Annotated in this window: 26 protein-coding genes; 13 read left to right on the top strand and 13 right to left on the bottom strand. The window is 73.2% G+C overall.

Annotated elements, in window-relative coordinates:
- The first annotated feature begins 74 nt into the window (after positions 1 to 74).
- A complete protein-coding gene (locus tag Cco03nite_RS31115) occupies positions 75 to 818 on the top strand; it encodes a 3-oxoacyl-ACP reductase family protein (RefSeq protein WP_203696680.1) in 744 nt (247 codons plus the stop codon).
- Between the two features lie 207 nt (positions 819 to 1,025).
- Positions 1,026 to 1,697 (top strand): hypothetical protein, encoded by a 672-nt coding sequence (locus tag Cco03nite_RS31110; RefSeq protein WP_203696678.1) that lies wholly within the window; start codon positions 1,026 to 1,028, stop codon positions 1,695 to 1,697.
- 88 nt (positions 1,698 to 1,785) lie between these two features.
- Here the strand turns inward: Cco03nite_RS31110 and rsgA are convergent, their stop codons facing one another.
- Both rsgA and Cco03nite_RS31100 read right to left on the bottom strand, forming a co-directional pair.
- Positions 1,786 to 2,844 carry a ribosome small subunit-dependent GTPase A gene (rsgA, locus tag Cco03nite_RS31105; RefSeq protein WP_203696675.1) on the bottom strand — a complete coding sequence of 353 codons (1,059 nt, stop codon included), beginning with the start codon at positions 2,842 to 2,844 and terminating at the stop codon, positions 1,786 to 1,788.
- A gap of 191 nt (positions 2,845 to 3,035) precedes the next feature.
- Positions 3,036 to 3,257 carry a hypothetical protein gene (locus Cco03nite_RS31100; RefSeq protein WP_203696668.1) on the bottom strand — a complete coding sequence of 74 codons (222 nt, stop codon included), beginning with the start codon at positions 3,255 to 3,257 and terminating at the stop codon, positions 3,036 to 3,038.
- Positions 3,258 to 3,421: 164 nt separating this feature from the next.
- Between Cco03nite_RS31100 and Cco03nite_RS31095 the strand changes: the two genes are divergently transcribed.
- The 3 genes from Cco03nite_RS31095 (at position 3,422) to Cco03nite_RS31085 (ending at position 5,250) form a co-directional block, all read left to right on the top strand.
- Complete coding sequence (locus tag Cco03nite_RS31095) at positions 3,422 to 4,285, top strand: helix-turn-helix domain-containing protein (RefSeq protein ID WP_203696666.1); 864 nt, start codon at positions 3,422 to 3,424, stop codon at positions 4,283 to 4,285.
- An 11-nt stretch (positions 4,286 to 4,296) separates the two neighbouring features.
- Positions 4,297 to 4,503: a DUF397 domain-containing protein gene (locus Cco03nite_RS31090; protein ID WP_203696664.1), complete on the top strand. Its 207-nt coding sequence runs from the start codon at positions 4,297 to 4,299 to the stop codon at positions 4,501 to 4,503.
- 72 nt (positions 4,504 to 4,575) lie between these two features.
- Entirely contained in the window at positions 4,576 to 5,250 is a 675-nt protein-coding gene (locus Cco03nite_RS31085) for a DUF6082 family protein (RefSeq protein WP_203696662.1), read from the top strand.
- Positions 5,251 to 5,256: 6 nt separating this feature from the next.
- Here Cco03nite_RS31085 and Cco03nite_RS31080 read toward each other — a convergent pair whose 3' ends face one another.
- From Cco03nite_RS31080 to Cco03nite_RS31060, 5 genes are all read right to left on the bottom strand, one after another.
- The gene (locus Cco03nite_RS31080) at positions 5,257 to 5,649 is read right to left on the bottom strand and encodes a VOC family protein (protein ID WP_203696660.1); all 393 of its coding nucleotides are present in this window, start codon (positions 5,647 to 5,649) and stop codon (positions 5,257 to 5,259) included.
- A gap of 215 nt (positions 5,650 to 5,864) precedes the next feature.
- Positions 5,865 to 6,689: an ABC transporter ATP-binding protein gene (locus tag Cco03nite_RS31075; RefSeq protein ID WP_203696652.1), complete on the bottom strand. Its 825-nt coding sequence runs from the start codon at positions 6,687 to 6,689 to the stop codon at positions 5,865 to 5,867.
- Positions 6,686 to 9,616 (bottom strand): FtsX-like permease family protein, encoded by a 2,931-nt coding sequence (locus Cco03nite_RS31070; RefSeq protein ID WP_203696645.1) that lies wholly within the window; start codon positions 9,614 to 9,616, stop codon positions 6,686 to 6,688. Before Cco03nite_RS31070 ends, Cco03nite_RS31075 begins: the two co-directional genes overlap by 4 nt.
- Complete coding sequence (locus tag Cco03nite_RS31065) at positions 9,613 to 12,585, bottom strand: hypothetical protein (RefSeq protein ID WP_203696643.1); 2,973 nt, start codon at positions 12,583 to 12,585, stop codon at positions 9,613 to 9,615. Before Cco03nite_RS31065 ends, Cco03nite_RS31070 begins: the two co-directional genes overlap by 4 nt.
- A gap of 126 nt (positions 12,586 to 12,711) precedes the next feature.
- Entirely contained in the window at positions 12,712 to 14,025 is a 1,314-nt protein-coding gene (locus Cco03nite_RS31060) for a glucosaminidase domain-containing protein (RefSeq protein WP_203696641.1), read from the bottom strand.
- A 111-nt stretch (positions 14,026 to 14,136) separates the two neighbouring features.
- Between Cco03nite_RS31060 and typA the strand changes: the two genes are divergently transcribed.
- Positions 14,137 to 15,999 (top strand): translational GTPase TypA, encoded by a 1,863-nt coding sequence (typA, locus tag Cco03nite_RS31055; protein WP_203696639.1) that lies wholly within the window; start codon positions 14,137 to 14,139, stop codon positions 15,997 to 15,999.
- Between the two features lie 204 nt (positions 16,000 to 16,203).
- Positions 16,204 to 16,860 (top strand): lysoplasmalogenase, encoded by a 657-nt coding sequence (locus Cco03nite_RS31050; protein WP_203696632.1) that lies wholly within the window; start codon positions 16,204 to 16,206, stop codon positions 16,858 to 16,860.
- Between the two features lie 175 nt (positions 16,861 to 17,035).
- On the opposite strand, the gene Cco03nite_RS31045 is transcribed toward Cco03nite_RS31050, so the two are convergent.
- Positions 17,036 to 17,701, bottom strand: a complete 666-nt coding sequence (locus Cco03nite_RS31045) for a hypothetical protein (RefSeq protein WP_203696630.1) — start codon at positions 17,699 to 17,701, stop codon at positions 17,036 to 17,038.
- A gap of 67 nt (positions 17,702 to 17,768) precedes the next feature.
- On the opposite strand from Cco03nite_RS31045, the gene Cco03nite_RS31040 reads away from it, so the two are divergent.
- From Cco03nite_RS31040 to Cco03nite_RS31030, 3 genes are all read left to right on the top strand, one after another.
- Positions 17,769 to 18,602, top strand: a complete 834-nt coding sequence (locus tag Cco03nite_RS31040; protein ID WP_373314371.1) for a serine hydrolase — start codon at positions 17,769 to 17,771, stop codon at positions 18,600 to 18,602.
- Positions 18,603 to 18,668: 66 nt separating this feature from the next.
- The gene (locus tag Cco03nite_RS31035) at positions 18,669 to 19,757 is read left to right on the top strand and encodes a mandelate racemase/muconate lactonizing enzyme family protein (protein ID WP_203696626.1); all 1,089 of its coding nucleotides are present in this window, start codon (positions 18,669 to 18,671) and stop codon (positions 19,755 to 19,757) included.
- Between the two features lie 14 nt (positions 19,758 to 19,771).
- Positions 19,772 to 20,488 (top strand): C40 family peptidase, encoded by a 717-nt coding sequence (locus tag Cco03nite_RS31030; protein ID WP_203696624.1) that lies wholly within the window; start codon positions 19,772 to 19,774, stop codon positions 20,486 to 20,488.
- Positions 20,489 to 20,642: 154 nt separating this feature from the next.
- Here Cco03nite_RS31030 and Cco03nite_RS31025 read toward each other — a convergent pair whose 3' ends face one another.
- From Cco03nite_RS31025 to pnuC, 3 genes are all read right to left on the bottom strand, one after another.
- A complete protein-coding gene (locus Cco03nite_RS31025; protein WP_203696622.1) occupies positions 20,643 to 21,653 on the bottom strand; it encodes a TerC family protein in 1,011 nt (336 codons plus the stop codon).
- Positions 21,654 to 21,900: 247 nt separating this feature from the next.
- Positions 21,901 to 22,980, bottom strand: coding sequence for an AAA family ATPase (locus tag Cco03nite_RS31020; RefSeq protein WP_239167801.1), 1,080 nt, complete (start codon positions 22,978 to 22,980; stop codon positions 21,901 to 21,903).
- Positions 22,977 to 23,606: a nicotinamide riboside transporter PnuC gene (gene pnuC / locus Cco03nite_RS31015; protein ID WP_203696620.1), complete on the bottom strand. Its 630-nt coding sequence runs from the start codon at positions 23,604 to 23,606 to the stop codon at positions 22,977 to 22,979. Before pnuC ends, Cco03nite_RS31020 begins: the two co-directional genes overlap by 4 nt.
- Positions 23,607 to 23,663: 57 nt before the next feature.
- On the opposite strand from pnuC, the gene Cco03nite_RS31010 reads away from it, so the two are divergent.
- The 3 genes from Cco03nite_RS31010 to Cco03nite_RS31000 are packed head-to-tail and all read left to right on the top strand — an operon-like array spanning position 23,664 to position 25,441.
- Positions 23,664 to 23,960, top strand: coding sequence for an antibiotic biosynthesis monooxygenase family protein (locus Cco03nite_RS31010; RefSeq protein ID WP_203696618.1), 297 nt, complete (start codon positions 23,664 to 23,666; stop codon positions 23,958 to 23,960).
- A gap of 29 nt (positions 23,961 to 23,989) precedes the next feature.
- Entirely contained in the window at positions 23,990 to 24,742 is a 753-nt protein-coding gene (locus Cco03nite_RS31005) for an alpha/beta hydrolase (protein ID WP_239167800.1), read from the top strand.
- A gap of 57 nt (positions 24,743 to 24,799) precedes the next feature.
- Entirely contained in the window at positions 24,800 to 25,441 is a 642-nt protein-coding gene (locus Cco03nite_RS31000; protein ID WP_203696616.1) for a hypothetical protein, read from the top strand.
- Between the two features lie 121 nt (positions 25,442 to 25,562).
- Here Cco03nite_RS31000 and Cco03nite_RS30995 read toward each other — a convergent pair whose 3' ends face one another.
- Both Cco03nite_RS30995 and Cco03nite_RS30990 read right to left on the bottom strand, forming a co-directional pair.
- Positions 25,563 to 25,733 carry a hypothetical protein gene (locus Cco03nite_RS30995; RefSeq protein ID WP_203696614.1) on the bottom strand — a complete coding sequence of 57 codons (171 nt, stop codon included), beginning with the start codon at positions 25,731 to 25,733 and terminating at the stop codon, positions 25,563 to 25,565.
- 228 nt (positions 25,734 to 25,961) lie between these two features.
- Positions 25,962 to 26,729 (bottom strand): GNAT family N-acetyltransferase (locus tag Cco03nite_RS30990; protein WP_203696612.1); only part of this gene is annotated, 768 nt, incomplete at its 5' end.

The raw sequence follows: 26,729 nt of genomic DNA, 5'->3' as shown, positions 1-26,729 counted from the left end.
ATATCACGTGACAGCGCCGGCCCTCCGCTGCCATATTGAATGAGCACTCAAGAATTCGAGCGAGGGAGCGAGTGATGAAGCAGCAGCTGAACGGCAAGGTGGCCCTGGTGACCGGCGGGTCGCGCGGCATCGGCGCGGGGATCGCCCGCCGCCTGGCCCGCGAGGGAGCCACCGTGGCGGTGACCTACCAGTCCTCGGCCGACGCGGCCGCGACGGTGGTCAAGGAGATCGAGGCCGAGGGCGGCACGGCGTACGCGGTGCGGGCCGACTCGGCCGACCGGGACGCGGTGCGCGGGGTGGTGGACGAGGTCGCGCGGCGCTCCGGGCGGCTCGACATCCTGGTCAACAACGCGGGCGTGGTCGGCTTCGGGCCGATCGGCGAGCTGACCGACGAGGTGTACGACCAGACCGTCGGCGTCAACCTGCACGCGGTGTTCCACGCCAGCCAGGCGGCGCTGCGCCACCTGGGCGAGGGCGGCCGGATCATCACCATCGGCAGCGTCAACGCCGACCGCATGCCCTTCGCGGGCGGCAGCCTGTACGCGCTGACCAAGGCGGGCGTCGCCGGCTTCACCCGGGGCCTGGCCCGCGAGGTCGGGCCGCGCGGCATCACCGTCAACACGGTCCAGCCCGGCCCGGTCGACACGGACATGAACCCGGCCGACGGCCCGATGTCGGGCGCGCTGCTGCCCGCGCTCGCGGTCGGCCGCTACGGCACCGCCGACGAGGTCGCGGCCGCGGTCGCCTACCTGGCCGGCCCCGAGGCGGCCTACGTCACCGGCGCGACTCTCGACATCGACGGCGGCTTCCTCGCCTGACCCGCCCGCCCCGGCGCGGCAACCCGCCGGGCTCCGGCGAAGATCGCTGTTTCGGGTCATGAGCTGCGGGCGTACCGCGGAAAACGACCCGAAACAGCGATCGCCGCGCGAGCCGGGCACAGAACGCACCACCGCGCCGGTCTCGGGAAGCCGGCGCCCGGGATTCGGGTGTGCACGGGCCGCCCTGGCCGCATACCATTCGCGCTCGTGACGGATCTGATCGACTCGCAGCTCGCCGGCCGGGGCCGGACCGAGCCGGTTCCGCTCGACTGCGTGGTCTGCGGCCACGTCCCGGCCGCCGACGTGACCTTCTGGCGGCACATCGGCCTGGTGCTCTACGTGCGCTTCCACCGGATCCAGGGTCCGTTCTGCCGCGACTGCGGCCTGGCGAAGATGCGCGACGCCACCGCCGAGACGATCACGAGCGGGCTGTGGAGCCCGGTCTCGTTCGTGCTCGCGCCGCTGGCGCTGGTCCGCAACCTGATCGGCCGGCGCACCGTGCTCGCCCTGGCCAAGCCGGTCCCCCGCCCGGGTCAGCCCGAATCCAACCTGGCACCGCTGCTGCCGACCCGCCCCGTCTTCCGCCGGTTCAAGTCCTGGTTCGCCCCTGCCGTCCTGGCCGGCGTGATCGCGTTCGTGGCGCTGGCCGATCTCCCGTCGGCGGAGAAGCTCGACGTGGTGGGCGGCTGCGTCAAGTTCGACCGCGTCCTGCACGTCGACAGCGCGGACTTCGTGCGCTGCGAGGACGACCACGACGCGGTGATCACCAGCATCGAGACCACCTGGCAGAACTGCCCCGGCCCCTACACCGAAAAGCTCTACCGCTACTACTGCCTGGCCCCCGCCCCAGGCGCCGGCCCCCTCACCAACGTCCCCTGACCCGGTCTCGGGAAGCAGTTTCGGGGAAACTGCACGAAGCGAGGCTTCGTAAGCTGCAGTTTCCCCGAAAGTGCGGGCCGCGAGGCGGTCAGCGGGAGCGGAAGTTCCAGTGGGCGGGGCGGGTGGCGGGGCCGCCGCGGCCGGTGCGGCGCGCGCGGGCGCGGCGGGACTCGAACGCGAGCTCGCGTTGCAGCTTGCGCCAGCTCTCCCAGCGGCGGGCGGACAGCCCGCCGTTCGCCAGCTCCTCGCGTACGGCGCAGCCGGGCTCCGTCTCGTGGGCGCAGTCCTGGAAGCGGCACTGCTCGATCAGCGCGACGATGTCGGCGAAGGTGCGGTCGAGGCCCTGTTCGCCGTCGAGCAGGCCGACCGCGCGGATGCCGGGGGTGTCCAGCACCGCCCCGCCGCCGGGCACCGGCACCAGCGCCCGGTACGTGGTGGTGTGCCGGCCCTTGCCGTCGACCTTGCGGATCGCCTGGGTCTGCATCACGGTCGCCCCGATCAAGGCGTTGACCAGCGTCGACTTGCCCGCGCCGGACGCGCCGACCAGGCCGAGGGTGCGGCCGTGGGCGACCAGCGGGCGCAGCGCGTCCAGGCCGGTGCCGTGCTCGGCGCTGACCGCGATCGCCTCGACGCCCGGCGCCAGCTCGGCGAGCTGATCGGCCAGCGCCGCCGGGTCGGCGACCAGGTCGGCCTTGGTGATGATCAGCAGCGGCCGCGCGCCCGACTCCCAGACGAGCGCGAGCAGGCGCTCGATCGTCGACGGTTCGGGCAGCGGGTCGGGTGAGGCGATCACCGCGGCGGTGTCGATGTTGGCGGCCAGCACCTGGCCGGTGGCGTCCTTGTCGGCGGTACGGCGCACGATGGCGCTGCGTCGGGGCAGCACCGCCTCGATGGTGGTGCGGTTGTCGGGCCAGTGCCGCAGCGCCACCCAGTCACCGGCGCACGGCAGCGCGACCGGATCGGCCGCGGCCGCGATCATGGCCGGCCCGCCGAGGCCGGCGCGGGCGGTGCCTGCGGCGGTCAGCACCGTGCAGACGCCGCGGTCGGCGCGCACCACCCGGCCCGGCACGTGGTCCGGCCGGTCGAACAGGGGGTACGCGGAAGCGAAGTGGTCGTCCCAGCCCAGGGACGACAGCGAGACTGTCATCGGATTCCTTGTCATGGATGCGCGAGTGAAACGGGGGTCACGCGATCCGGGAGGATGGCGTGCTGGATACCTCGACAGACATGTCGCCACCTCCCTCGAAGTCATCGTGGCGAGCTGTCCTCACCTTCGCTGCCACGGTACGCGTGCCGCCCGGGCCGGGCCACGTGATTTCGGGCGTCACCCGGCCGGGGTCACTCGCCCGGTGGCGCGTCCACCGCCGTGGACCTCCCGGCCACGAGCAGGGTGCGGTAAGCGTAGTGGTAGTCGGCGCAGCCGGGGCGGTGGCACAGCCGGCAGGCCGCCCCGGGCGCCGCGGGATCGGGCAGGTGGTCGCGCAGCATCCGCCGGTATCCGACCGCCTGCGCGTCAGTGATGCGTCCAGTGTGCACGTCGCCTCCCGGCACGACCGTCACCAGGGCTCCTGACTTCCACAGTGCACGCGCGAGATGCAACTTGCAACCCGGAGCGCGAATTCTTCTCCGGACCGCCCCTCGTGGTGTCCCCTTGCCTGAGCCGACGGGGCGGCAGCAGACTGTTCCTCGCACTGTCGGCAATGGATGATCGTCGAAGGAGTGTCATGGCCACCTCGGGCACCTCGCTGCGCCGCCGGCGCCTCGGCGTGGCCCTGCGGGAGCTGCGCGAACGCGCCGGGATGACGCACCAGCAGGTCGGCCCCGCCCTCGACTGCTCCCCCTCGAAACTGAGCCGCATCGAGAACGGCGAGGTCGGCGTACGCCGCAGCGACCTGCTGGTGCTGCTGGACCTGTACGGCCTCGACGACGCCGGCCAGCGCGACGAGCTGATCGAGCTGGCCCGCGAGTCCAAGCGCCGCGGTGGCTGGTGGCTGCAGTACGGGGAACTCTCCCACCCATATTTGAAATTGATTCAGCTCGAGTCGGAAGCAGCATCGATTCGGGGCAACGAACTCACGCTCATACCCGGACTTCTGCAAACAGCGGATTACGCACGCGCCCTGATCCGGACAGCCGCTCCGGACGACGACGAAGAGGTGGAGCGCCGGGTCGGCATCCGGCTGACCAGACAGGAGATCCTGCACCGGCCGAACCCACCGGAGTTCTGGGTGGTGCTCGACGAGGCGGCGTTGCACCGCCGTATCGGCGGCTCGGCAATCATGAAAGATCAACTGATTGCCCTGGCGACGGCGTGCGAGCGACCGAACATCACCATCCAGGTGTTGCCGTTCGAGCACGGCGAGTACGAAGCCATGACCGGCACCTTCAGGGTCATGCGCTTCCCCGACCACCGAGATCCGGACACCGTCTACCTCGAAGGGTTCGGCGGAACCGTCTACCTTGACGACGCGCACGAAATCGTACGATATAGCCTAGTTTTCGACCATCTCTGCGCGGCGGCACTCAGTCCACAACTGTCACGTCAACGGATACTTGCCGTTGCGCAGAGTCTCGCTGAGCATGTTTGAGGAGACGACCTATGCGCGATGTCGACCTGTCAGGCGCTGGGTGGCGTAAAAGCACCCGCAGCGGTGCAGCCCAGGGTGACTGTGTGGAAGTCGCACAGGTCCAGTCGGCGGTGGCAGTGCGCGACTCGAAGCACCCGGTCGGACCTGTCCTACTCTTCTCCCTGAGTGACTGGCAATCCTTCCTGGCAGGCACGAAGGCGGGCGAGTTCGACCGCTGACCATCCATCGGCCACTAGACATCGATCGATACCCTCTCGGGCAAGCGTTCACCGCGAGTCAGAGGAGTCGATGTGCAACCGGGTCTTCGTGGCACTTTCAGATCACCCTATGGCCGGGTTGCCGCCGCCGTTCTGCTGTCGACGGCAACCATGGCCGTACTTCTCGCGACACCGTTCGTTCTCGGGTATCTCGGCGACATGCCGAACACCGACTGGGCCAGGCTGAGCGACGTCGCCGAGACCTTCGGGGCGATAGCAACCCTGATCGGAACCCTGACGCTCGGCGGCGTAGCCATCTCGCTGATGATGCAGGCTCGCGACAACAAGCTGAACCGCGAACAGACGCGACGGAGTTTCCATCTCAATCTGTACGCGATGGCTTTCGACGACCCGGCGCTGCTGGAGTGCTGGGGCGAGGTGGTGCCCTCGTCCTACAACCACGACGAGCATCGCCAGCACGTTTACGTCAACCAGATCGTGTCGTTCTGGTCGATGCTCCACAAGGTGGATGAACTACCCGAGGACGAGTTGCGGCAACTTGCCTCCGCCTTGTTCAAGCGGGCCCCTGGTCAACGCTATTGGCAGGTGGCCGGGCCGTACCGCAGGGCACTTCGCGGGACGAGGCGTACCCGCGAATTCGTGGCAATCGTAGACGACGAATACCGCAAAGCGACCGCGGACACAGAGAGCGCGCCTGGACCCGACCCGGCCGGACAGTCGCTCGCGGTCGGCAGACCCGAAAGCTGACCTACCTCACCAGCCCTCGGGCCGGTAGGACCCGAACGTCCACTGGTTGCCGTCGGGGTCGGCGGCGGTGTAACTGCTGCCGCCGTACTCCTCCGTCTTCGGCGGCGATACGATCTCCGCGCCGTTGGCCACAGCCTTGTCATGGTGGGCCTGGACGTCCTCGACGATCACGTACAGCCAGGCGGGACCGGCTTCGAACGGCATCCGGCCGTCCCCGCCGTCGGTGGTGGAGCCGACCATGACCATGCCGGTGCCGTGGGTCAGCTCGGCGTGCGCGACCGTGCCGTCCGCGCCCGGCACCACCAGCTTCTCCCGGAACCCGAAGGCGTCCCGCAGGAACCGGATCGCGGCCACCGCGTCGCGGTAGCGCAGCGTGGGAATCACCGTTGCACCCGACATCTCGACCTCCCACCAGCGACGCTACCGCCCCCGGCCCACCCCTGCCCCGGAACGCCAGCCCCCGCTCAAGGTCATCCGACTTGCCCGGCACCTGTGCGTATCTTGGGCCTGCTTACCCACAGGTGCCAGGCAAGTCGAGCGATCTCGGTGCGGCACGCGCCCGCGCCACGCGCCGCGGGCCGCCCGGCGCGGTGGACGGGGGCGCGGGCCCGCGATCACTCGATGAGCAGGCTCAGGCGGCCGTCGGCCTGCTCGACGACCAGCAGGGTGCCGGGGGGCACGTTCTCCAGGACCTCGGGCGGGAGCTGCACGGTGCCGTCGGAGGCGACCACCGCGAACTCGCGGCCCTCGCGGCCCTCCGCGCCGACCCGGCCGTCGCGGATGGTCACCGCGCGGCCCAGGCGTGCGCCGACGTCCGGGTCGTGGGTGACCGCCACGATGGTGGTGCCGCGTTCCCGGTTGATGGTGTCGAGCGCGTCGAGCACCTCGTCGCGGGCCTCCCGGTCGAGCCGGCTGGTGGGTTCGTCGATGAGCAGCAGGCCGGGCGAGGCGGCCACGCCGACCGCGATGGCGACCCGCTGCGCGGCGCCCGGCGGCAGGTCGCGCACCCGGCGGTGGCCCATGCCGACGAGCCCGAGCAGGGACAGGATGCGCTCCGGGCGCTCCACGTCGGCCGGGCGCACCTGCGCCGCCCGGCGCTGGGCCAGCCAGATGTTGGACAGCACGGAGGCGTACGGCAGCAGGTTGCGCCGGGCCCCCTGCAGCACCACGCCCAGGTCGGTGCCCCGCATGCGGGCCAGCTCGGCGTCGCTGACCCGGCCGATGTCGACCGGCCCGATCCGCACCTGCCCGGCGCTGGGCCGCATCAGGCCGGACAGCAGCGCGATCAGCGTCGACTTGCCCGAACCCGACGGCCCGACCAGGGCGAGCTTCTCCCCCGCCGCGATGTCGAGGTCCACGCCGGACAGCGCGACCACGTCGCCGCCGTCGGCCCGGTAGATGTGCAGCACCCGGCGGCACCGCACGGCCAGTCCCGTCACTGCTCCTCCTCCCTGCGCCGGCGCACCACGTGCGCCGCCGCCCAGCAGCCTGCCAGCAGCGCCGCGCACGCGGCGGCCACCGGTCCCGCGACCGCGCCGGGCTCCGGCAGCACGGGCGGGGTGAACGTGGTGTCGCCGTCGGAGAAGACCGGCAGCACGGTACGCGCCAGCGCCCAGGCCAGCGCCGCCGAGCCGAGCCCCGCCGCGGCCGCCGCCAGCGCCAGCGCGCTCCGGCTGCCGGCCGAGACCAGCAGCAGGGTACGGGTCCGGATGCCCTGCTCGCCGAGCACCGACAGCCCGCTGTCGCCGCCGGGCCGCTCGAACATCGCCAGCGCGGGCAGCCCGATCGCCGCCAGCAGCACCGCGAACGCGGCCACCGCCAGCGCGAACCACAGCCCGAGCCGGGGCGCGGCGCTGATCTGGGCCCGCCGCTGCGCCACGGTGTACTCCTCGGACACCGTCAGCCCGGCCCGGCGCAGCCGGTCCACGGCGTCGGCGGGCGCGTCGGCGGACAGCCACACCTCCGGCTGGGTCAGCGCGGTCCCGCGGCCGAGCACGTACTCCGCGACGTCGAAGTCGAGCAGCGCGCCCTGCGGCCCGAAGCGGGGCACCGCGCCGAGCGTGGCGACCGCGCTCACCGGCAGCTCCATGCCGCCGGTGGCGGTGAGCAGCGGCGAGCGCAGCGGGCCGGTGACCGCCATCGGCAGCGGGCCGGGCAGCGCGGCCGAGGACAGCCGCATGTCCGCGACGACCGCGGAGTCGACCGAGATCCGCAGGCCCTCCGGGGTGCTCCGCAGCGCGGGGACCGGGCGGGCGGCGCTGGCGGGCGGCTGCGCCCAGCGCCGCACGTCGCCCAGCCCCGCGGCGTCCAGCACCACCCGGCCGGTCTCGTCGCGGATCGCGTGGATCGTGGCGTCGAAGCGGGGCTGGTCGGCCCGCATGTTCTGGAGCTGGATCTCGTCCAGGCGGCACGGCTCCGGGTCGCAGAGCGTGGCGTCGGCCTCCAGCCGCTGCAGGCCGGGCCTGAGGCCGGGCATGCGCAGGTCGTGCCGCAGCCCGCGGTCGGAGATCACCAGCAGCCGCAGCTGCAGCGAGAGCTCCGGGTCGGGACTGTCCACGGTCACCTCGACGATGAGCTTGCGCGCGCGGAACATGACCGCCGTCGGCTCGGCGGGCCGCAGCAGGCCGGCCACCGCCCCGGGGTCCAGGCCGGCGGCGTCGGGCCAGTTCGCCACCCGTGCCAGGCGGGTGGTGTCCACCGCGACGATGTTCTGCAGCTGGTTGCTCTTGTACCGGGAGACCGCCATCGCGAAGCGCCCGTCCGGGTCGGCCGCCGCCACGGCGGAGCGCAGCTGCACCGCGGACGCGTTCTGCACCACGGCCACCCGGGCCGCGCCGGTCTGCACCCGGGCCCGCTCGTCCCAGGCCCGCCCGGCCGTGTCGTACGCGGTGACCGCGAAGCCGAGCAGCCCGAACACGACCGTCACCAGCACCACCAGTCGCCCCGTGCCCGGCACCCGGGCCAGCGCGAACCCGGCGAGCCCGGTGCGCCAGCGCCCTCGGCGCAGCGCGCTCCGCGCCACCCGTGCCGCGACCAGCGGCAGCAGGCGCGCCCCCAGCAGGCCGCAGGCCAGCCCGAGGCAGACCGGCGCGAGCAGGCCGATGCCGCCCGCGTCGCCCGCCGCGGCGGCCTGGTAGCCGGCGACCGCGGCGAGGCTGCCCACGGCCACCTCCAGCGCGGTCGCGAACCGGCCCCGGCGCGGCGAGCCGCTGCGCCGCAGCAGCCCGAGCACCGGCGTACGCAGCGCGCCGACCTGGGCGAAAGCGCCCGCGAGCAGGGCCCCGAGCACCGCGAACGCGGCGAAGCGCAGCGAGGCCCCGTCCCACTGCACCGTGCTGCCCGGCAGCACCACCCGGACCAGGGCCGCCGTGGCCGCGTACCCGGCGAGCAGGCCCGGCACCGCCGCGGCCAGCACCGGCACGGCCACCTCGGCGAACGGCAGCGCCCAGCGCAGCCGGCCGGGCGTGCCGCGCAGCGCGGCCAGGCCCAGCTCCTCACGCCGCTGGTCGACACCGGCGGCGACGGCCAGGAACAGCACGAACCAGCAGATCAGGATCAGCGGCACAGCGGCCACGGTGACCGTGTCGGCGAGCATCCGGTCGCCCTGCTCGATGCGCTTGCCGAGGTCGGGCATCAGCGTGCTTCCGGCGTATCCCCCGGCCCTGAGCTGCTTGAACACTTCCTCGATCCGCCCGGCCAGCCCCGCCGTGTCGGTGAACGCCGCCGGCTCGGCCACCAGGTCGACGGTCCTCGTCGCCTGGCCGCCGAAGCCTTCCAGCGAGCGGTCCGTCACGAACAGCACCGGCTGCTCGACGCCGAGCAGCGAGACCCGGTCGGCCCAGTACGGGTCGGCGGCGTCCGGACGGCGGTACGTGCCGACGACGGTGAACCGCACCGGATCGATCCCGGGCGCGGTGAAGGAGACCACCCCGCCGAGGCGTACGCCCAGCAGTTCCGGCGCGCCGTCGGGCAGCACCGCCTCCCGGTCGGCGACCGCGCACCGCCCTGCGGTGACGACCAATTCCCGGCACACGCCGCTGCGCGCCGCCAGCAGGGTGTCGGTTCCCTGCGCGCCACCGGCCGCGCCCTGCAGCTGGAGCCCGTACACGGTGCGCATGTGCGCGACGTAGGGCAGGGCGGTCGGGCGGGTCTCGACGGACTCGTCGGAGCTGGTCAGCTGCGACGCCGTCAGCACCCGCTCGGTCACCGGGGCCTGCGCGATCTGGTCCAGCCGCAGCGACTGCGCCGCCGCGGCGTGGTACACCGGGCCACCGGCGGCGGCCGCGGCCGCGGCGAGGGTGAGCAGGAACGTGATCAGGGCGGCGGCGCGGCGCTCGCGGATCATCTCCCACAGCAGCGTCGTCATCGGCCGTCCTCCAGGTCCAGTCCGGTGACCCGGGACAGCCGGGTGCCCACGACGTACGCCGTGGCGGTCAGCAGCAGGCCCGCTCCCACCAGGACGGCGACCGGCAGCACCGAGGAGGCGGGCGGGTCGTCCGCGGCCGCCGCGCCGAGCAGCCCGCCACCGGCGGCGGCCGCGGCGACGATCAGCAGGTAGCCGCTGCGGGTGGCCCGGCGTACCGCCCGCTGCGGCACGCCCTGGGTACGCAGCGCGGCCAGCTCGGCCCCGCGGCGCGGCCCGTCGACGGCCACCACCAGGGACACCGCCACCATCACCAGCAGCACCGCCAGCAAGGCCGCCCCGAACCGGAACCGGGACCCGGGCCCCTGCCCGACGGCGAGCAGGTGCTCGGTGCGCTGCCCGGCCGTCTCCGCCGACACGGGCACCAGGCCGGTCGCGCGCAGCCGGTCCAGCGCGTCGGCGGGGGCGTCCGGCGCGAGCCATACCTGCAGGTCGGCGATGTTGTCCATGCTGTCGTTCGCCCGGTCGGCGTACTCCAGATCGACCAGCAGCCCCTGCGTGCCGGCCCCGGGCAGGGCGGGCGCCGCCGCGACCACGTCGACGGGGCGGCGCAGCGGGCTGAGCATCTCCCCGCGCACCACGGTGCGGTCGTGCGCCAGCCGGGCCTCCCCCGCCAGCGCGGCGGGCACCGGCAGCGGCACGTCGGCGACCTGCACGCGTACCTCCGGATCCGGGTAGCGCGGGTCGACCGGCTCGTAGTCGACGGCCAGCCCGCCGGGCAGCGGCGACAGGGTGACCCCCGCGGCGCCGATGGTGGTCCGCCAGCGGGCCGGGTCGGTCATCGCGACCGCGTCGGCGACCACCGCGTCCGGGGCGGCCTGGGCGATGCCGTGCAGCACCACGCCGCCGGGGTCGAAGCGGAAGCTCAGCCAGGCCAGCCGGCAGCCGCTCCCTTCCGCGCACGCGGGCACGTCCAGGCGCAGCTGGTGCCGCCCGGAACCCGGAACGGCGGCCGCGGTGGCGATGACCGGCTCGCCGCGCGGCCCGTCCAGCACCGCGGTCAGCGGCAGGTCGATGTGCAGCGTCTCCGGCATGGTGAGGTCGAGCAGCAGCGCCGCCCCGGTGATCCGGAGCGAGGGATTGGCCGTCGGGCGCAGCTGCCGGGCCACCCGGTCGGCCGGGACACCCGCGCCGGCCGGCCAGTACGCGACGCGGGCCAGGCGGGCGGTGTCGACGGCGACGGTCGTGCCGGTCGACGACTCCTGGCGGGCGACCGCCATGGCCCAGTCACCGGCCGGGTCGGCCTGGCGCACCAGGTGCAGCAGCGCGGCGCGCGACGGCGCGCGGACCCGGACCACCTCGGCCGCGCCCAGCGCCAGCCGGGCCTGCTCCTGCTCCGCGCCCTGCAACCCCTGCCAGCCGTACGCGGCCTGGGCGAGCAGCGCCATCACGATGACCACGAGGGCGACCAGCCGGTCCATGCCGGGGCGGCGCGAGGCGTACAGGGCGCCGAGCGCCGTGCCCACCCGTCCCGTCCGCAGCCCCGCCCGGCCGAGCAGCCCGGCCAGCGGGCGCACCGTCCGGGCGGCGACCAGCCCAGCCGCGACCAGCATCAGCACCGGCGCGGCCGCGGGCAGCACCGTCTCCGCGAGACCCAGCACCTGCGCGTCGCCGGTGCGCAGCTGCCACGCCGCCGCGACGGCGAGGACCACCACGACGACGACCGCGATGCCGCCGGCCGCGCCCCGCCGGGCGGGCACCTGCCGCAGCGCGTCGAGCACGCCGCCGCGGTGCACCCGGACCTGCGCGAACACCACGCTGACCAGCACGGCCAGGGTCAGCCCGCCCGCCACCGCCAGCGCGGTCGCCGACAGCGGCACCGGGCCGGGCGCGGCCATGGTGGCCCACGCCAGCAGCTGTGCCAGCGACCGGCCGAGGACCAGCCCGACCGGCAGGGCGACCAGCACGGTCAGCACTCCCGGTCCGGCCGTCAGCGCGGCCCGGTGCCGGGCCGGCGCGCCGCGCAACGCCCCGAGCACGGCCTGGGTACGCCGTTCGGCCGCCGCGTGTCCGGCCCCGAGCAGCAGCACCCACCAGGCGACGCCGAGCAGCAGCACGGCGCCGACCACCACCGGCACCGCCACCGTGTCCCGGTCGGCGACGATCTGCGGGAGCAGCCGGGACAGCCCGCCCGTGACGGCGATGCCGCGCCCCGGCTCCTCGGCCGAGCGCAGGGTCCGGGCCAGGGCTTCGACGTCGTCGGGGCTCATCGCGGTCAGGTCGGCGACGTGGTCGAGGGTCGCCTGGAAGGTGTCGGCGCCGAGCGTCTGCAGCGTGTCGGGCACCGTGAAGACCGGGTTCTCCACGCGCAGCGGCACCGGGGTCAGCTCCCGCCGGCCCGCCCAGTAGGAGTCGGTGAGCCCGCCGCCCGCGCCGTCCACGTCGTACACCGCGGTCACCCGCAGCGTGGCCGGCGGAGCCGTGGGCTGGACCTGGAACGCGAACGTGTCGCCCGCGACGAGCCCGAGCCGGCGCGCGGTCGTGGCGGCCAGCGCCACCTCGCCGGGCCGCGCCGGGCAGGCTCCGGTCAGCGCCAGGTGCGCGCAGACGTCGTCGCGGGCGGCGAGCAGGACCTCGATCGGGGCGGCGGACTCGCGGGGCGTGACCGAGCCGCGGCGGTAGCCGCCCCGGATCTCGCGTACCCCCGGGCCCGCCGGGACCACCGCGATCGAGCCACGCAGTTCGGCGAGCGCGGCCGCGATCCCGTTGCGGGCGGTCATCTCGACGGTGACGGTGAGGCTCTGCTCGCCCGGGGTGGCCGCCGCGGCGGACGCGGCCAGGACGTTGCGCGCGGCGGCGTCGGCGTACAGCGGACCCGCCACACCCACCGCCACGACCAGTGCGGCCAGCACGCCCAGCAGCGCCGTCTCGCCCAGCCGCTCCCGGATAGCGCTCAATACCAGCCGAACCATCGCCAACCTCTGCCCGAACCCGTGGTGACCGCCATGCCATAAGCGATCAAGGCTCGCCGCGCGGTTGACCCCGCCTGCCGTTTGTGGCCGATCGGCCGGTGGCGGGTCGCCCGGACGGGGGAACGGCTAACGCACGGCGTCCAGCCGGTAGAGGTCGTACCGGCGCATCAGGTCGATGATCCGGTCGGCGTAGCGGGCCCCGCCCGGGTACCCGGCGGCCTGCAGCTCCCGCACGAAACGCTCCGGGTCACCGGCGTGGCCCAGCGCCCGGACGTGCTCCGGCACGCGGGCCAGCAGCGCGGCGTGATCGGCGAACGAGCCCGCCTGATCGCGGTACGCCCGCAGCGAGGTCCCGCCGTAGGCGCGGCAGCCCAGCGCGACGGCCGTCTTCTGCACGTCGGCCCGCGGGTTCGCAGCCGCCTGCGGAGTCCCGCTCGGCTGCGGGCTCGCCGCGGTCTGCGGTCCACCGGTCTGCGGGCTCGCGGCACCCCGCGGACCCGCGACCGGTGACGTCCCGGAGGCCGGAGAGTTCGCGGCCGGCTGCGGTTTCACCACGGTTGGCGGGTTCGCGGCCGGCGGGGTGCAGGCCGTGTCGAAGTAGTTGTGATCGCGGCGGGCGGGTGCGGACCGGCCCCAGTCCGAGGCGTCGACCGCCTGCGCCACCAGCACCGAGGCGGGGACGCCGCTGGTACGGGCCGCGGCCCGCGCCGGAGCGGACGCCTGCTCCACGAAGTCACCCGCCGACGCGGGCGGCACCCGCACCGGCTCCTGCCCGCACCAGGGCAGCCAGGGGCGCTGCGGTGACCAGCGGACGAACGACTCGGCGACGTACCGGCCGCCGGGCAGCCGCAGCCAGCCGGCCGACCCGGCGGCCTGCTCGCCGGTGGCCTGGCACAGCACGGCCAGCACCTGCCCGTCGTCCACGGTGCCGAGCCGGGCCGCCCGGGTGCCCGGCTCGCGGCGCACGTTGAGCACCGAGCCGCCGGTGGCGACCCGCGCGGTGACCGCGCCGGTGCCGCCGGACCCGCACCACGCCACCTCGGGCCGGGTCGCCGGCCAGGCCAGGAACGCGTCCGGCAGGTAGCGGTCCGCGCCGACGCGTACCCAGTACGCCGAGCGGCGTTCGGTGCCGGTGATCTGCTCGCCCCACACCTTGCAGTGCACCGCGACCCGGGTGTCGTCGCCGAGGGAGGCCATGGCGCGCTTGTCCGTGGCGGGGCCGGACCGCACGCTCACCACGCCCCCGTCGGTGTTGATCCGGGCGCTCGGCGCTGTCGGATCGGCGATCGCGGCCGGCAGTCCACCGGTCGCGGCCGGGACCGCCCCGGCGGGCACGGCGCGGGGCGCCGCGGCCACGGCCAGCGGGGCCGGAATCGCGGCGAGCAGCAGGAAGGGCGCGAGCAGAGCGGTGCGCAGGACGGTACGCGGCGTGGCCGACATACCACCAATAACGGAACTTACGCGCGAAAGACACCCATTCATCCGGGTGATACCCGCCACGCGAACGACCCCGACCGCTGTTTTCGATCACGCCTGCCGGAGAATGGAGACATGCTTACCCGCCCCGATCTCCGTAACGTCGCGATCGTCGCCCACGTCGACCACGGCAAGACCACGCTCGTCGATGCCATGCTCAAGCAGGCCGGCGCCTTCCACGCGCGCGCCGCGGTCGCCGACCGGGTCATGGACTCCGGCGACCTGGAGCGGGAGAAGGGCATCACGATCCTCGCCAAGAACACCGCCGTCAAGTACGTCGGCGAGAGCGGCGAGCAGGTCACCATCAACATCATCGACACGCCCGGCCACGCCGACTTCGGCGGTGAGGTCGAGCGCGGCCTGACCATGGTCGACGGCGTCATCCTCCTGGTGGACGCCTCCGAGGGCCCGCTGCCGCAGACCCGCTTCGTGCTGCGCAAGGCGCTCAAGGCCCGCATGCCGATCATCCTGGTCATCAACAAGGTGGACCGGCCCGACGCGCGGATCAAGGAGGTCGTGGACGACACCTACGAGCTGTTCCTCGACCTCGACGCCGACGAGTCGCAGATCGAGTTCCCGATCGTGTACGCCTGCGCCCGCGACGGCATCGCCTCGCTGACCCAGCCCGAGGACGGCAAGGTCCCGACCGACAGCGACTCGCTGCAGCCGCTGTTCCAGGCGCTGCTGGACACCATCCCGGCGCCGACCTACACCGAGGGCGCGCCGCTGCAGGCGCACGTCACCAACCTCGACGCGTCGCCGTTCCTGGGCCGCCTCGCGCTGTGCCGGGTCCGGGAGGGCCGCATCCGCAAGGGCCAGACCGTCACCTGGTGCAAGACCGACGGCACCCAGCAGAACGTACGCATCTCCGAGCTGCTGATGACCGAGGCGCTGGAGCGCAAGCCGGCCGAGGAGGCGGGCCCCGGCGACATCATCGCCGTCGCCGGCATCGCCGACATCATGATCGGTGAGACCCTGGCCGACCCGGAGAACCCGATCCCGCTGCCGCTGATCACCGTCGACGAGCCCGCCATCTCGATGACCATCGGCACCAACACCTCGCCGCTGGTCGGCCGGGTCAAGGGCGCCAAGGTCACCGCACGCATGGTCAAGGACCGGCTCGACAAGGAGCTCATCGGCAACGTGTCGCTGCGCATCCTGCCGACCGAGCGCCCCGACGCGTGGGAGGTGCAGGGCCGCGGCGAGCTGGCGCTGGCCATCCTCGTCGAGCAGATGCGCCGCGAGTCGTACGAGCTGACCGTCGGCAAGCCGCAGGTGGTCACCAAGGACATCGACGGCAAGCTGCACGAGCCGGTCGAGCGCCTGACCATCGACTCCCCCGAGGAGCACCTCGGTGTGATCACCCAGCTGCTGGCCACCCGCAAGGGCCGCATGGAGCAGATGGTCAACCACGGCACCGGCTGGATCCGGATGGAGTGGCTGGTCCCGGCCCGCGGCCTGATCGGCTTCCGGACCGAGTTCCTGACCGACACCCGCGGCACCGGCATCCTGCACCACGTGTTCGAGAAGTACGAGCCGTGGTTCGGCGAGCTGCGCACCCGCAACAACGGCTCGCTGGTCGCCGACCGCTCCGGCGTGGTGACCGCGTTCGCGATGACCAACCTCCAGGAGCGCGGCACGCTGTTCGTCGAGCCGACCGTCGAGGTGTACGAGGGCATGATCGTCGGCGAGAACTCGCGCTCCGACGACATGGACGTCAACATCACCAAGGAGAAGAAGCTCACCAACATGCGGGCCTCGACCTCCGACGAGACCGAGAAGCTGATCCCGCCGCGCAAGCTGTCCCTGGAGCAGGCGCTGGAGTTCTGCCGCGAGGACGAGTGCGTCGAGGTCACCCCGGTGGCGGTACGCATCCGCAAGGTCATCCTCGACCAGACCCAGCGCGGCCGCCTCGCCGCCCGCCGCAAGCACGCCTGACCCGCACCGCCAGGCCCCTGGGCCCCCGCCGCGCCACCGCGCGCCGGGGGCCTTCTCGCTGCGTCGATCATGAAGTTGTGGCCGCGAATCGCCGCCGAGCCGTGCCATAAGTTCATGATCAACGCGGTGGTGCGGGCGGGGGTGTTGCGGGGTGGCTACCGGTGGGTATGCTGCGCGGACCCCTTACCCCTCGGGAGATCCACTATGCGTGCGGACCGGCTTGTGCTGGGCCTTTTCGGTGTGGCCTCGGCCCTCAACATCCTCGCGGCCGGGCTGCAGAGCAAGCCGCTGGACTGGGCGACCAAGCCGCTGCTGCTGCCCCTGCTGGCGCTGTGGTACTACCTGAACCAGCGGGCCAAGGGCGTGCGGCCGACCACCGGCATCCTCGCCGCGCTGCTGTTCTCCTGGGCCGGTGACGTGGCACTGCAGTTCGAGGGCAGCACCGCGTTCATCATCGGCATGGCGCTGTTCGGCACCGCGCACGTCTGCTACGTGACGACCTTCGTCCGCCACGGCGCGCTCGCCCGGGTGCGCCGGCTGCCGATGCTGCTGGTCCCGATCGGATACGCGATCTTCCTGGTCGGCGCGCTGACCTGGCTGTGGCCGGCGCTGTCCGAGGCGGGGCTGGCCGTGCCGATGGCCGTGTACGGCACGCTGCTGTCGTCGACCGCCGCGCTGGCCTCGGCCTTCGGCTGGCGCACCGCGCTCGGCGGCGGCCTGTTCCTGATCTCCGACCTGCTGATCGCGGTACGCGTCGCCGACGCGTTCACCATCCCCGGCCCGCCGGTCTGGGTGATGGTCACCTACATCGCCGCGCAGTTCCTGCTGGCCACCGGCTGGGCCGAACGCCGTACAGCCTGACCCGCCCGGCCCGAACCGCCCGAACCGCCCGACCCGGCCGCCCTGCCCTGCCCGGCCGGCGACCGTCCCGCCACCGGACCCACCTTCATAGACGCTGGCCTATGACATCGACAATCCGCGCCCCGGAGTCGACGACACAGGCCAGCGTCCATGACAGACGCGGCGCACAAAGCCGTCAGGACAGGTCCGGGCCGATGCAGTAGAAGTACGTGTCGGTGACGCGACCGCGCTGGTAGGTGTACCCCTCGACGATGTCGATCGTGCCGGACGGGCACAGATCCGTGCGGTCGACCACCCGGGTCACCATGCCTTCGTTCGGCTCGGCGCAGTCGACGAACTCGGTCTCGTCCCGGCCGGCGGAGACGACGCACCGGCCGACCTTGCTCGCCGCCGTGCCGCTGCTGACGATGCCGTACCCGAACGCGCCCACGACGGTCAGCGGGACGAGCAGGCCCGCGATCGTGGCGCGCCGGTGGAGCGGCTTGCCCGGGTCCCACGGCGCACCCAACATGCCGCCGGGGGCGGGCACCGGTTCGGTGAGCTTGTTCAGCTTGGCCCGGTCGAACAGGTTGTAGAGCAGGATGGCCGGGGTGATGACGAACGACCACCAGCCCCACCAGCCCTGCACCAGGGTGCGGCTGGTCATGGTGCGGAAGACGGCCAGGCCGCAGGTGCGGCAGAAGATGCCGCTCTCCTTGAAGAACCTCATCACGAGGATCAGGCCGCGGTGGGCGCGGAAGCTCACCGGCGCCGCCGGGCTGCGGCCGCAGTTCTGGCAGCGGTAGACGCGGTCCGGACGCGGGACCGGCGAGGAGAGGTGCGGGGGGATCAATTCCGTCACGGCGCGGGACTCTAACGGAGCCCGGGGCATGCCGCCGCCCCGGAAGTCGGTACGCTGCCAAACCGTGATCACGCTGCAGAGCCTCACGCCCGAACTCGACGCCTTCCCCGGCACCGCCTCGGTGTGGTGCGGCCCGCTCGACGGGTCCGCGGTGTTCGCGCGCGCCGAGCACCACCTGCACTACGCGGCCAGCACCATGAAGGTCGGGGTGATGGCCGCCGCCTTCCGGGCCGCCGAGGCGGGCCGGCTCGACCTGGACGCCGAGATCCCCGTGCACAACGAGCACGTATCGGCCGCGCCGGGCGCCCCGGTCTACACCAACGACCCGGCGTACGACAGCGACCAGCAGGTCTGGGACCGCGTCGGCGGCAGCGCGCCGCTGCGCTGGCTGATCGAGCGGATGATCGTGCGCTCGTCCAACCTCGCCACGAACCTGGTGCTGGGCGCGCTGGGCCCCAACGAGCAGGCGTTCGCACAGGTCAACGAGGTGTGGAAGCTCGCCGGGGCGACCCGGGCGCACACCGACCGCGGCATCGAGGACTACCCGGCCCGGGAGAGCGGGATCAGCAACGAGGTCACCGCCGCCGACCTGGCCGCGCTGTTCGGCGCGCTGGCCGCCGACCGGCTGACGCCGGCCGCCGGGTCCGCCGCGATGATCGACGTGCTGACCGCCCAGGAGTGCAAGGACGACCTGCACCTGGGACTGCCCGAGGGCACCCGGGTGGCGCTGAAGAACGGCTGGGTCACCGGCGAGCGGCACAGCAGCGCGCTGATCTTCCCGCCCGACGCCGCGCCGTACCTGCTGGCGGCCTGCACCACCGGTGACGTGTCCGACGCCGACGCCTGCCGCCTGCTGGGCCGGATCGCGGCGGCGAGCTGGGCGGAGCTGGCAGCGCGCTGACCCCGGCGGTCAGTCGTTACCGATCGGTGCTTCTGCAGCATCCGCTTCAGAAGTAGGGTCGAAAGCGTGTCGATCACCGCAGTTCGCACGCGCCGGATCTCCGCGCCGCTGCACACGCCCTTCGTGACCGCGCTGCGCCGGGCCACCGCCGTGGAGACGCTGCTGGTGGAGGTCGTCGACGCCGACGGGCGGTCCGGCTTCGGCGAGGCCCCGCAGGTCTGGGCGGTGACCGGGGCCAGCCTGGCCGGCTCGCAGGCCTGCGTCGAGGAGATGATGGCCCCGCTGCTGCTGGGCCGCGACCCCGACGACCTGGCCGCCCGTTGCCGGGACGTGGCCCGCGCCGTCGTCGGCAACGAGGCCGCCAAGATGGCCGTCGAGATCGCCCTGCACGACCTGGCCGCGCGACGCCTGGACATTCCGCTGGTACGGCTGCTCGGCGGCACGAACCTGACGGTGCCCACCGACGTGACGCTGTCCGCGGGCGAGGCGGGCGCGCTGGCCGTGGCCGCCAAGCAGCGCCTGGCCGAGGGCTTCACGGTGCTGAAGCTGAAGGTCGGCACCGACGCCGCCGGCGACCTGGCCCGGATCCGAGCCGTGTGCGACGCTCTGGAGCCCGGCCTGCGGCTGCGCCTGGACGCCAACCAGGGCTGGACCCCGCGCGAGGCGGTGACCATCGTCAACCGCATCGCCGCGCTGGAGCTGCCGGTCGAGCTGGTCGAGCAGCCCGTGGCCCGGCACGACCTGGACGGCCTGGCCTGGGTCAGCGCCCGCGCCGACCTGCCGATCATGGCGGACGAGTCGGTGTTCGGCCTGCGCGACCTGGTCGAGGTGATCCGCCGCCGGGCGGCCGACCTGGTCAACGTGAAGCTCGCCAAGAGCGGCGGGCTCACCGTGGCCCGTACGCTGCTGGAGCTGGCCGCCGCGCACGGCCTGGGCACCTGCGTCGGTTCCATGATGGAGGGACCGGTCGGCATCGGCGCGGCGGCGAGCCTGGTCGCGGCCCACCCGACCACGGTCGTCAGCGACCTCGACGCGGCCTGGTGGCTGTCCGACTCGCCGGTCTCCGGCGGCATCCGCTACGAGGGCGCCACGGTGGTCCTGCCCGACGCCCCCGGCCTGGGCGTGTCGCTGCCTCCATCCGGCTCGGCCGAGTGAATCGAGATGTCGGCATGAAGATCGCCACGGTGACCGCCCCGGTGGCGACCCTCTGGTCCCGCCCCGACGCGCCCCGTCCCGGCGTCGACGCCGCCGCCCTGGGCCCGCGCTGCGACCTCCGTTCCTGGGCGGCCGGCCTCGACGACACCGGCCGCATGTACGACGGCGTGCTCACCCAGTTGCTGCACGGCGAGCCCGTGCTGATCGAGGAGATCCGCGACGGCTGGGCCCGCGTGGTCGCCACCGCGCAGCCCGCCGCCAGGCTGGACCCGCGGGGATACCCCGGCTGGCTCCCACTCGACCAGCTCAGCGTGCGCGAGTCCACCGACAACGGCACGGCCGTGGCGGTCGGCGTCGCCGCGCTGGAGGTGGCCCGCGCCTGGCGCGGCGTCCCCTACGTCTGGGGCGGCCTGACCCCGTACGGCATCGACTGCTCGGGCCTGGTCCACCTGGCCTTCCGCCAACTCGGCGTGACCATCCCCCGCGACGCCTACGACCAGCAGCCCGCCACCACGGACGTCCCGCTCGGCACGGAGCGCCCCGGCGACCTCTACTTCTTCGCCCGCCCCGACGGCCGCGTCCAGCACGTCGGCTTCGTCACCGAACCCCCGACCCCCGACGGCCGCCGCCACATGCTCCACGCCTGCGGCGACGCCTTCCTCGTCGTCGAAGAACAACTCCGCCCCACCCGCGTCGCCACCCTCACCGCCGCCGGCCGCATCACCCCCTGACCCCGCCACCGCGGCGATCTTGCGTGAGCTGTGGGTATGACACTCCCAAAACGCCCATAAGAGCAACAGTTCGCGCAAGATCGTCGGGATCATGTGGCGAGAGCCCCGTCCGGCGGGGCCGGGCGGGGCTCTCGGGGTGGAGATGAGGTGAGGGTCAGCCCACGGGGGTGGGGGACTTCTCCTCGTGGTTGTTCCTGGCCTCCCGGGAGGACTTGATGAGGCTGGCGACCGTGGCGATGGCCAGGATGCCGATGATCACGCTCAGCGAGACGCCGATGCTGATGTGCGGGACCGCGGTGATGGGCTCGCCGCCGTTGATGAACGGGACGTTGTTGCCGGCGAGGGCTTCCATGATGAGCTTCACGCCGATGAAGCCGAGCACGGCGGCCAGGCCCAGCGACAGGTAGACCAGGCGGTCCAGCAGGCCGCCGAGCAGGAAGTACAGCTGGCGCAGGCCCATCAGGGCGAACACGTTCGCGGTGAAGACCAGGAACGGCTCCTTGGTCAGGCCGAAGATCGCGGGGATGGAGTCGAGCGCGAAGATCAGGTCGGTGGTGCCGATGGCGATCATCACGATGAGCATCGGGGTGAAGAAGCGCTTGCCGTTCTGCACCACGGTCATCTTCGCTTCGTTGTACTCCTTGCTGATCGGCAGCACCCGGCGGCTCCACCGGATCAGCGCGTTCTCCTTGAAGTCCGCCTCGTCGCTCTCCCCGTGCTTGGTGAGCGTGTACGCGGTGTAGATCAGGAAGACGCCGAAGATGTAGAACACCCACACGAACCGCGACACCAGCGCGGCGCCGGCCGCGATGAACGCACCGCGCATGATCAGCGCCAGCACGATACCGATGAGCAGGACCTTCTGCTGGTATATGCGCGGCACGGCGAACCGGCTCATGATGATCACAAAGACGAACAGGTTGTCCACGGACAGGCTGTACTCGGTCACCCAGCCGGCGAAGAACTCCTGGCCGTACTGCGAGCCGTGGCTGTAGAAGATCCAGGCGCCGAACGCGCAGGCCAGAGCGACGTAGAAGACGACCCAACCGGTCGCCTCCTTCATCGAGGGCTCATGCGGGCGCCGCCCGATGATCATCAAGTCGAAGGTCAGCAGCGCCAGCAACCCGATCAGGGTGGCGGCCCATTCCCAAGTGGACACGTTCATATGAACAGACCTCCGGTCGGCATCATTTTTGCCCCGGAGGTCTCTCCTGCCACCGGCCTGCAGCCGGTGACCGACGATGCCGGGATCACACCAGGCCTATGGTGGCCGGGGGGAGCCGTGCTGACGACACCGTCGTGAGGGATACTCCCCTCCCGCGTCTCTCTATTGTTTACCACGCGAACCTGTAAACCCAGACGGGGTCGCCCGCACGGACGAGGCATCGGGTCATAAGGGACGTCTGGCCAGGTCAGCCAAGTGGTGCAGCCAGCCTCCAGCCCGCGCTCAGCACCTGCTCGCACGCCGCCACCGCCGTCCTCAACCGCACCTCGTGTGATCCGGACAACTCGACGACCGGCGCCGCCGAATCCGCGAGCACCTCGCGGAACCGGCCGGTCATCCAGCCGCGCAGGTGTTCCCCGTCCCGCAGCCCGTCGTCGTCGAAGGCGACCCCGACAGGCGAGGTCAACAGGTACAGATCGGGACGCCGGGCCAGCGCGCGCACCTGCGGTGACGAACTGCCCAGGTAACGCTCCTCCCAAACCTGCGTCGCCAGGGCGTCGGTGTCGCAGATCAACAGGGGCGAGCCCGACCGGGCGGCCGCGTCCTCGGCCGCCGACTGCACCCGGGCCACCTCGACGAAGTCGGCGCGGTCCCAGGTCACGTCGAACACCGTGGCGGCCGGGTCGGCTGCCTGGAGCAGGTCCAGTTTGCGCTGGGTCAGCTCACGGCCGTACTCGGGCACCCAGCGGGTGGACGCCCAGACCCCGCCGCGCGCGGCATAGTGCTCCGCGAGCGCGGCGGCCATCGTCGTGGTGCCCGTCGACTCCGCCCCGAGCACCACCACGCGGCGGGTGAACCAGGCCCGCACCGGCGCGGACAGCATCGCCCAGTGCGCCACCGGATCGGCGCGCACCGCGGTGCCCGACACCGGGCAGGCCACGCGGGGCGTGTCGACCTCCACGTGCACCGCCCCGAACCGGCGGGCCAGCTCGTCGCCGTACTTCTCCGAGCTGAACACCGCGTCCACGGGCCGGTCGCCGAGCGCCTCGCGGAACACGGCGCAGTGCGCGTCCCATACCGCCGGATCGTCGTAGTCGACGCGCAGGTCGTCGTAGCGGCCCGCGAAGCGCACCCACGGGGTGTCCGCGTGCTCCTCGCGCAGCCAGTCCAGCCTGGTGTCCAGCGGGATCGACTCCTGCCGCGACGGCGCGACCACCACGGTGACCTCGGCACACGCCGCGGCCGCCGCCCGGATCAGCAGGTGGTGGCCGGCGTGCGGCGGGTAGAACTTGCCCACCACCATGCCGTGGGCGTACGCCCGGCTCATGCGGCGACCGGTTCGGCGGCCCGAGCCCGCAGCGCGTTCTGCCAGGCCAGCAGGCCCGCCACGCACAGGCCCAGGAACACCACGTACAGCGTGCCGGTCAGCCACAGGTCCTTGTACAGGTAGAGCGGGATGTAGATCAGGTCAGCGATGATCCAGATCCACCAGCTCTCCAGCTTCTTGCGGGTCTGCAGGTACGTCGCGACGAGCGAGAGCACCGTGGTCAGCGCGTCGGGCAGCGGCACCGTGGAGTCGGTGACCCGGTCCAGCAGCAGCCACAGCCCCGCGGTCGCCGCCACGCCGACCGCCGCGAGCACCGTCCACTCGGTCCGGGTCGTGCGGGACACCTCCAGCCGGCCGCCGCGCTCGCCGCCCCGCAGCCACTGCCACCAGCCGAGCAGGCCCAGCACCACGTAGACCACCTGCAGGCTCGCGTCGGCGTACAGGCCGTAGGTGACGAACACCACGCCCAGCAGGAGCACGTTGAGGATGCCGACGGCCCAGTTGGCGACGTTCTGGCGCACCAGCAGCCACACGTTGAGCACCCCGGTCGCGAAGCCGAGCACCTCGGCCCAGGTCATCGGTGTGCCGTACACGGTGAAAGCGGTGCTGAGCAGCCAGTCGAGCATGGGCGACACCCTAGGGCACCCGCGCCAGGGCCGGACAGCCGTGCGAGGATCATCGCCATGGTGCTCGAGATCGCTCAGATCGACGTCCTGCCCGGCCAGGAGGAGGGCTTCGCCGCCGCGTACGCCCAGGCCCGGCCCATTCTCGCCGAGACCGAGGGCTGCATCACCACGCGGATGACCCGCGGCATCGAATCGCCGTCGCGCTTCGTGCTGCTGGTCGAGTGGGAGTCGGTGGAGGCGCACGTGGAGAACTTCCGCAACACCGACCGCTTCACCCAGTGGCGCACCATCCTCAGCCCGTTCTTCGCCAAGCCGCCGTTCGTCGAGCACTACGCCGACGTGGCCGGTGAGTGACGCGCCCGGCGCACGCCGGGCCTGACCGCATGCGCACCGCCGACATGACCGACCGCACTCTCCTCACCTCCGACGGCGTACGCGTCGACGCCCACCACGACCCGGGAGACCCCGGGCTGGCGATCGTCGTCGCGCACGGCTTCACCGGCTCCTGGCGGCGCGAGGCCGTCCGCCGCGCCGCCGGGGTCTTCGGCCGCTCCGCCGGGGTGATCAGCTTCGACTTCCGCGGGCACGGCCGCTCCGGCGGCCTGTCCACGGTCGGCGACCTGGAGATCCACGACGTCGAGGCGGCCGTGGCATGGGCCCGCGCGCTGGGTTACCGCCGCATCGTCACGGTCGGCTTCTCCATGGGCGCGTCCGTGGTGGTCCGCCACGCGGCGCTGCACCGCGGCGTCGACGCCGTGGTGGCCGTCAGCGGGCCGGCCCGCTGGTACTACCGGGGCACCCCGCCGATGCGGCGTGTGCACTGGGTGCTGGAACGGCGGCTGGGACGGCTCGTCGGCCGGCTCGCGCTGCGCACCCGGATCGCGTCCGGCGGCTGGGACCCGGTGCCCGAGCCGCCGTACGCCGTGGCCGGGCTGATCGCCCCGATCCCGCTGCTGGTCGTGCACGGCGACGCCGACGCGTACTTCCCCGTCGAGCACGCCGAGCAGCTCTACGGCAACGCCGCCGAGCCCAAGGAGCTGTGGCTGGAGCCCGGCTTCGGCCACGCCGAGAACGCCGCCCCCGACGAGCTGCTGGAACGCATCGGCGCGTGGGCGCTCGCGCACGCCGAGGGCTGATCCGGGCAGCTCGGTCGGGGCTGCGCCCGCGCCGTCCGTCCAACTAGGTTGGTGGACATGAACGGGGACGAACGACTGACCCGCGCGAGCGAGTCGTACGAGAACGCCGTCTTCGGCGGCGACACCACCGCGACCGAGCCCGCCCACCGCGACCTGGACAGCCTCGAAGCCGACCTGTCCCTGGCCCGCGGCCGGCTGCTGCACGCCGACTTCCTGCACCGGCGCGAGGAGGACCCGGGCGAGCTGCCCGCGTTCGAACGTGCCGCGGAACTCTACGCGCGGCTCGGCGACGCGCGCGGCGAGAGCGAGGCGCTGTTCTGGCTCGGCTGCTTCCACCAGGTGGTGCGCGACGACGCGGACACCGCCCGGCCGCTGCTGCAGCGCTCCTACGACCTGGCCCAGGACAGCGGGGACGAGCTGACCCGGTCGTACGCGGTGCGGCACCTCGGCTTCGCCGACCTGGAGGCGGGCGACCGCGCCGGGGGCCGGGAGAAGCTGGAGGAGTCCGCCCGGATCCGCCAGGAGCTGGGCTTCCTGCCGGGCCTCGCGGCGGCGAAGCTGGCGCTGGGCCAGCTCGCCTACGAGGAGGGCCGGGACGAGGAGGCGGCGGCGCTGCTCGACCAGGCCCGCACCGCGGCCGCCCGCAGCCGCGCCCATGGCGTGCTCGCCTGGATCGACGCGGCCCGCGTCCGGATCTGACCGGCGCCCCGACCCGTCCGCCGGTTGCCGGACGTCGCCGAAACACCGTCGCGGGAGCCGACGGATCGGCTCCCGCAACGGACGTGACCACGTGCGGGCCGCTCAGCCCGCCGCGGACGGGTCATCTGGTCGCCGCCATGACGGCGACCAGGTGATTGCGGACGGCCTGCAGGGCATCCCCGGACGTGGTCCAGCCCGTCTCGGCGGTGATCCGCCGCTGCTCGGCCATCAGCGATCGCGCGACTGCCGCCTCGTCCGGCGACTGCGCGCGGCCGTGCCTGGCTTCGGTCATCGAAACCTCCTCGGTGTCTGCCGAGGGCGCCGACACCGGCAGCGAAGCAGCCCGGAGTACGCGGTTCACGAACCGCCCCACTGCATGTGGGCGTCGCGCCGACCCCGCGAGGGCAACGGCGATCCCCATCGATCGCCTGTCGCGGAATCAGCCCGCCCTTGCCACTCCTATTGCCGCATCGTCGATGCCGAAACCTTCACTCGCCTCATTCGCCGCCGCCCGGCGGGATCAGGCCGGGCGGGCGAAGCGGGCGCGGCGACCCAGGGTGGTGAAGCCGAGGCGGTGGTAGAGCGCGGCCGCGCCGGGGTTGTTCACGTTCACGTCGAGCAGCATCTCGGACGCGCCGTCGGCGGCGGCCGCGCGCAGGGCGGCGACCGTCAGGGCCGCGCCGACGCCCTGGCCCCGCGCCGCCGGTGTGGTGCCGACCTGCACCAGCCAGCCGTCGCCGCACACCACGAAGCCGAGGTCGCCGCCGTCCGGGCCGACCGCGAGCAGCGACCACGGCGGCCGGAAGTCGTCGTCGACCAGCCAGCCGGTCCACTGGTCCAGGTCCCAGTCCGGGAAGCCGGGCCGCTCCGCGAACGCCGCCCGGTAGGCCGCGTGGAAGCGGCGCACCGTGTCCGGCGCCCAGCCGACGAGGCGTACGCCGTCGGGCGGGGCGATGTCGGGGATCGCCTTGAGGTCGTGGCGCATCACGTCCTCGGCGAACGTCTGGGTCAGCCCGCGGTCGGCGAACAGGGCTGCCGCGGCCTCGGTCAGCGACTCGGTCTCGATGACCTCCGCCCCGGCCAGGCACCAGTCCAGCGCGGCGGCGCCCAGGCCGCGCCCGCGCGCCGCCGGGTCGACCAGCGCGGTGCCGGTGGCGCTGCTGCCGGTGGGCCGGATCGCGGCGGCGGCGACGAGCGTGCCGTCCGGGTCGTACGCGCCGATGGCGAGCCCGCCCTCGGCGGCGTACCGGCGGCCGGTGAAGCCCTCGCCCGCGGCCAGCGGCAGGCC

The sequence above is a fragment of the Catellatospora coxensis genome, from assembly GCF_016862635.1.
In the GTDB taxonomy this organism is placed as follows: domain Bacteria; phylum Actinomycetota; class Actinomycetes; order Mycobacteriales; family Micromonosporaceae; genus Catellatospora; species Catellatospora coxensis.
Note: the sequence above shows the minus strand (reverse complement) of the source record. Positions and strands in the feature narration are given on the sequence as shown.

What these genes read in the sequence shown, in the direction of transcription:
- Cco03nite_RS31115 (WP_203696680.1), top strand. Translation starts at nt 75, where the DNA reads ATGAAGCAGCAGCTGAACGGCAAGGTGGCCCTGGTGACCGGCGGGTCG.
- rsgA (WP_203696675.1), bottom strand. Translation starts at nt 2,844, where the DNA reads ATGACAGTCTCGCTGTCGTCCCTGGGCTGGGACGACCACTTCGCTTCC.
- Cco03nite_RS31095 (WP_203696666.1), top strand. Translation starts at nt 3,422, where the DNA reads ATGGCCACCTCGGGCACCTCGCTGCGCCGCCGGCGCCTCGGCGTGGCC.
- Cco03nite_RS31090 (WP_203696664.1), top strand. Translation starts at nt 4,297, where the DNA reads ATGCGCGATGTCGACCTGTCAGGCGCTGGGTGGCGTAAAAGCACCCGC.
- Cco03nite_RS31080 (WP_203696660.1), bottom strand. Translation starts at nt 5,649, where the DNA reads ATGTCGGGTGCAACGGTGATTCCCACGCTGCGCTACCGCGACGCGGTG.
- Cco03nite_RS31070 (WP_203696645.1), bottom strand. Translation starts at nt 9,616, where the DNA reads ATGACGACGCTGCTGTGGGAGATGATCCGCGAGCGCCGCGCCGCCGCC.
- Cco03nite_RS31065 (WP_203696643.1), bottom strand. Translation starts at nt 12,585, where the DNA reads ATGGTTCGGCTGGTATTGAGCGCTATCCGGGAGCGGCTGGGCGAGACG.
- Cco03nite_RS31060 (WP_203696641.1), bottom strand. Translation starts at nt 14,025, where the DNA reads ATGTCGGCCACGCCGCGTACCGTCCTGCGCACCGCTCTGCTCGCGCCC.
- typA (WP_203696639.1), top strand. Translation starts at nt 14,137, where the DNA reads ATGCTTACCCGCCCCGATCTCCGTAACGTCGCGATCGTCGCCCACGTC.
- Cco03nite_RS31050 (WP_203696632.1), top strand. Translation starts at nt 16,204, where the DNA reads ATGCGTGCGGACCGGCTTGTGCTGGGCCTTTTCGGTGTGGCCTCGGCC.
- Cco03nite_RS31030 (WP_203696624.1), top strand. Translation starts at nt 19,772, where the DNA reads ATGAAGATCGCCACGGTGACCGCCCCGGTGGCGACCCTCTGGTCCCGC.
- Cco03nite_RS31025 (WP_203696622.1), bottom strand. Translation starts at nt 21,653, where the DNA reads ATGAACGTGTCCACTTGGGAATGGGCCGCCACCCTGATCGGGTTGCTG.
- Cco03nite_RS31020 (WP_239167801.1), bottom strand. Translation starts at nt 22,980, where the DNA reads ATGAGCCGGGCGTACGCCCACGGCATGGTGGTGGGCAAGTTCTACCCG.
- pnuC (WP_203696620.1), bottom strand. Translation starts at nt 23,606, where the DNA reads ATGCTCGACTGGCTGCTCAGCACCGCTTTCACCGTGTACGGCACACCG.
- Cco03nite_RS31010 (WP_203696618.1), top strand. Translation starts at nt 23,664, where the DNA reads ATGGTGCTCGAGATCGCTCAGATCGACGTCCTGCCCGGCCAGGAGGAG.
- Cco03nite_RS31005 (WP_239167800.1), top strand. Translation starts at nt 23,990, where the DNA reads ATGCGCACCGCCGACATGACCGACCGCACTCTCCTCACCTCCGACGGC.
- Cco03nite_RS31000 (WP_203696616.1), top strand. Translation starts at nt 24,800, where the DNA reads ATGAACGGGGACGAACGACTGACCCGCGCGAGCGAGTCGTACGAGAAC.
- Cco03nite_RS30995 (WP_203696614.1), bottom strand. Translation starts at nt 25,733, where the DNA reads ATGACCGAAGCCAGGCACGGCCGCGCGCAGTCGCCGGACGAGGCGGCA.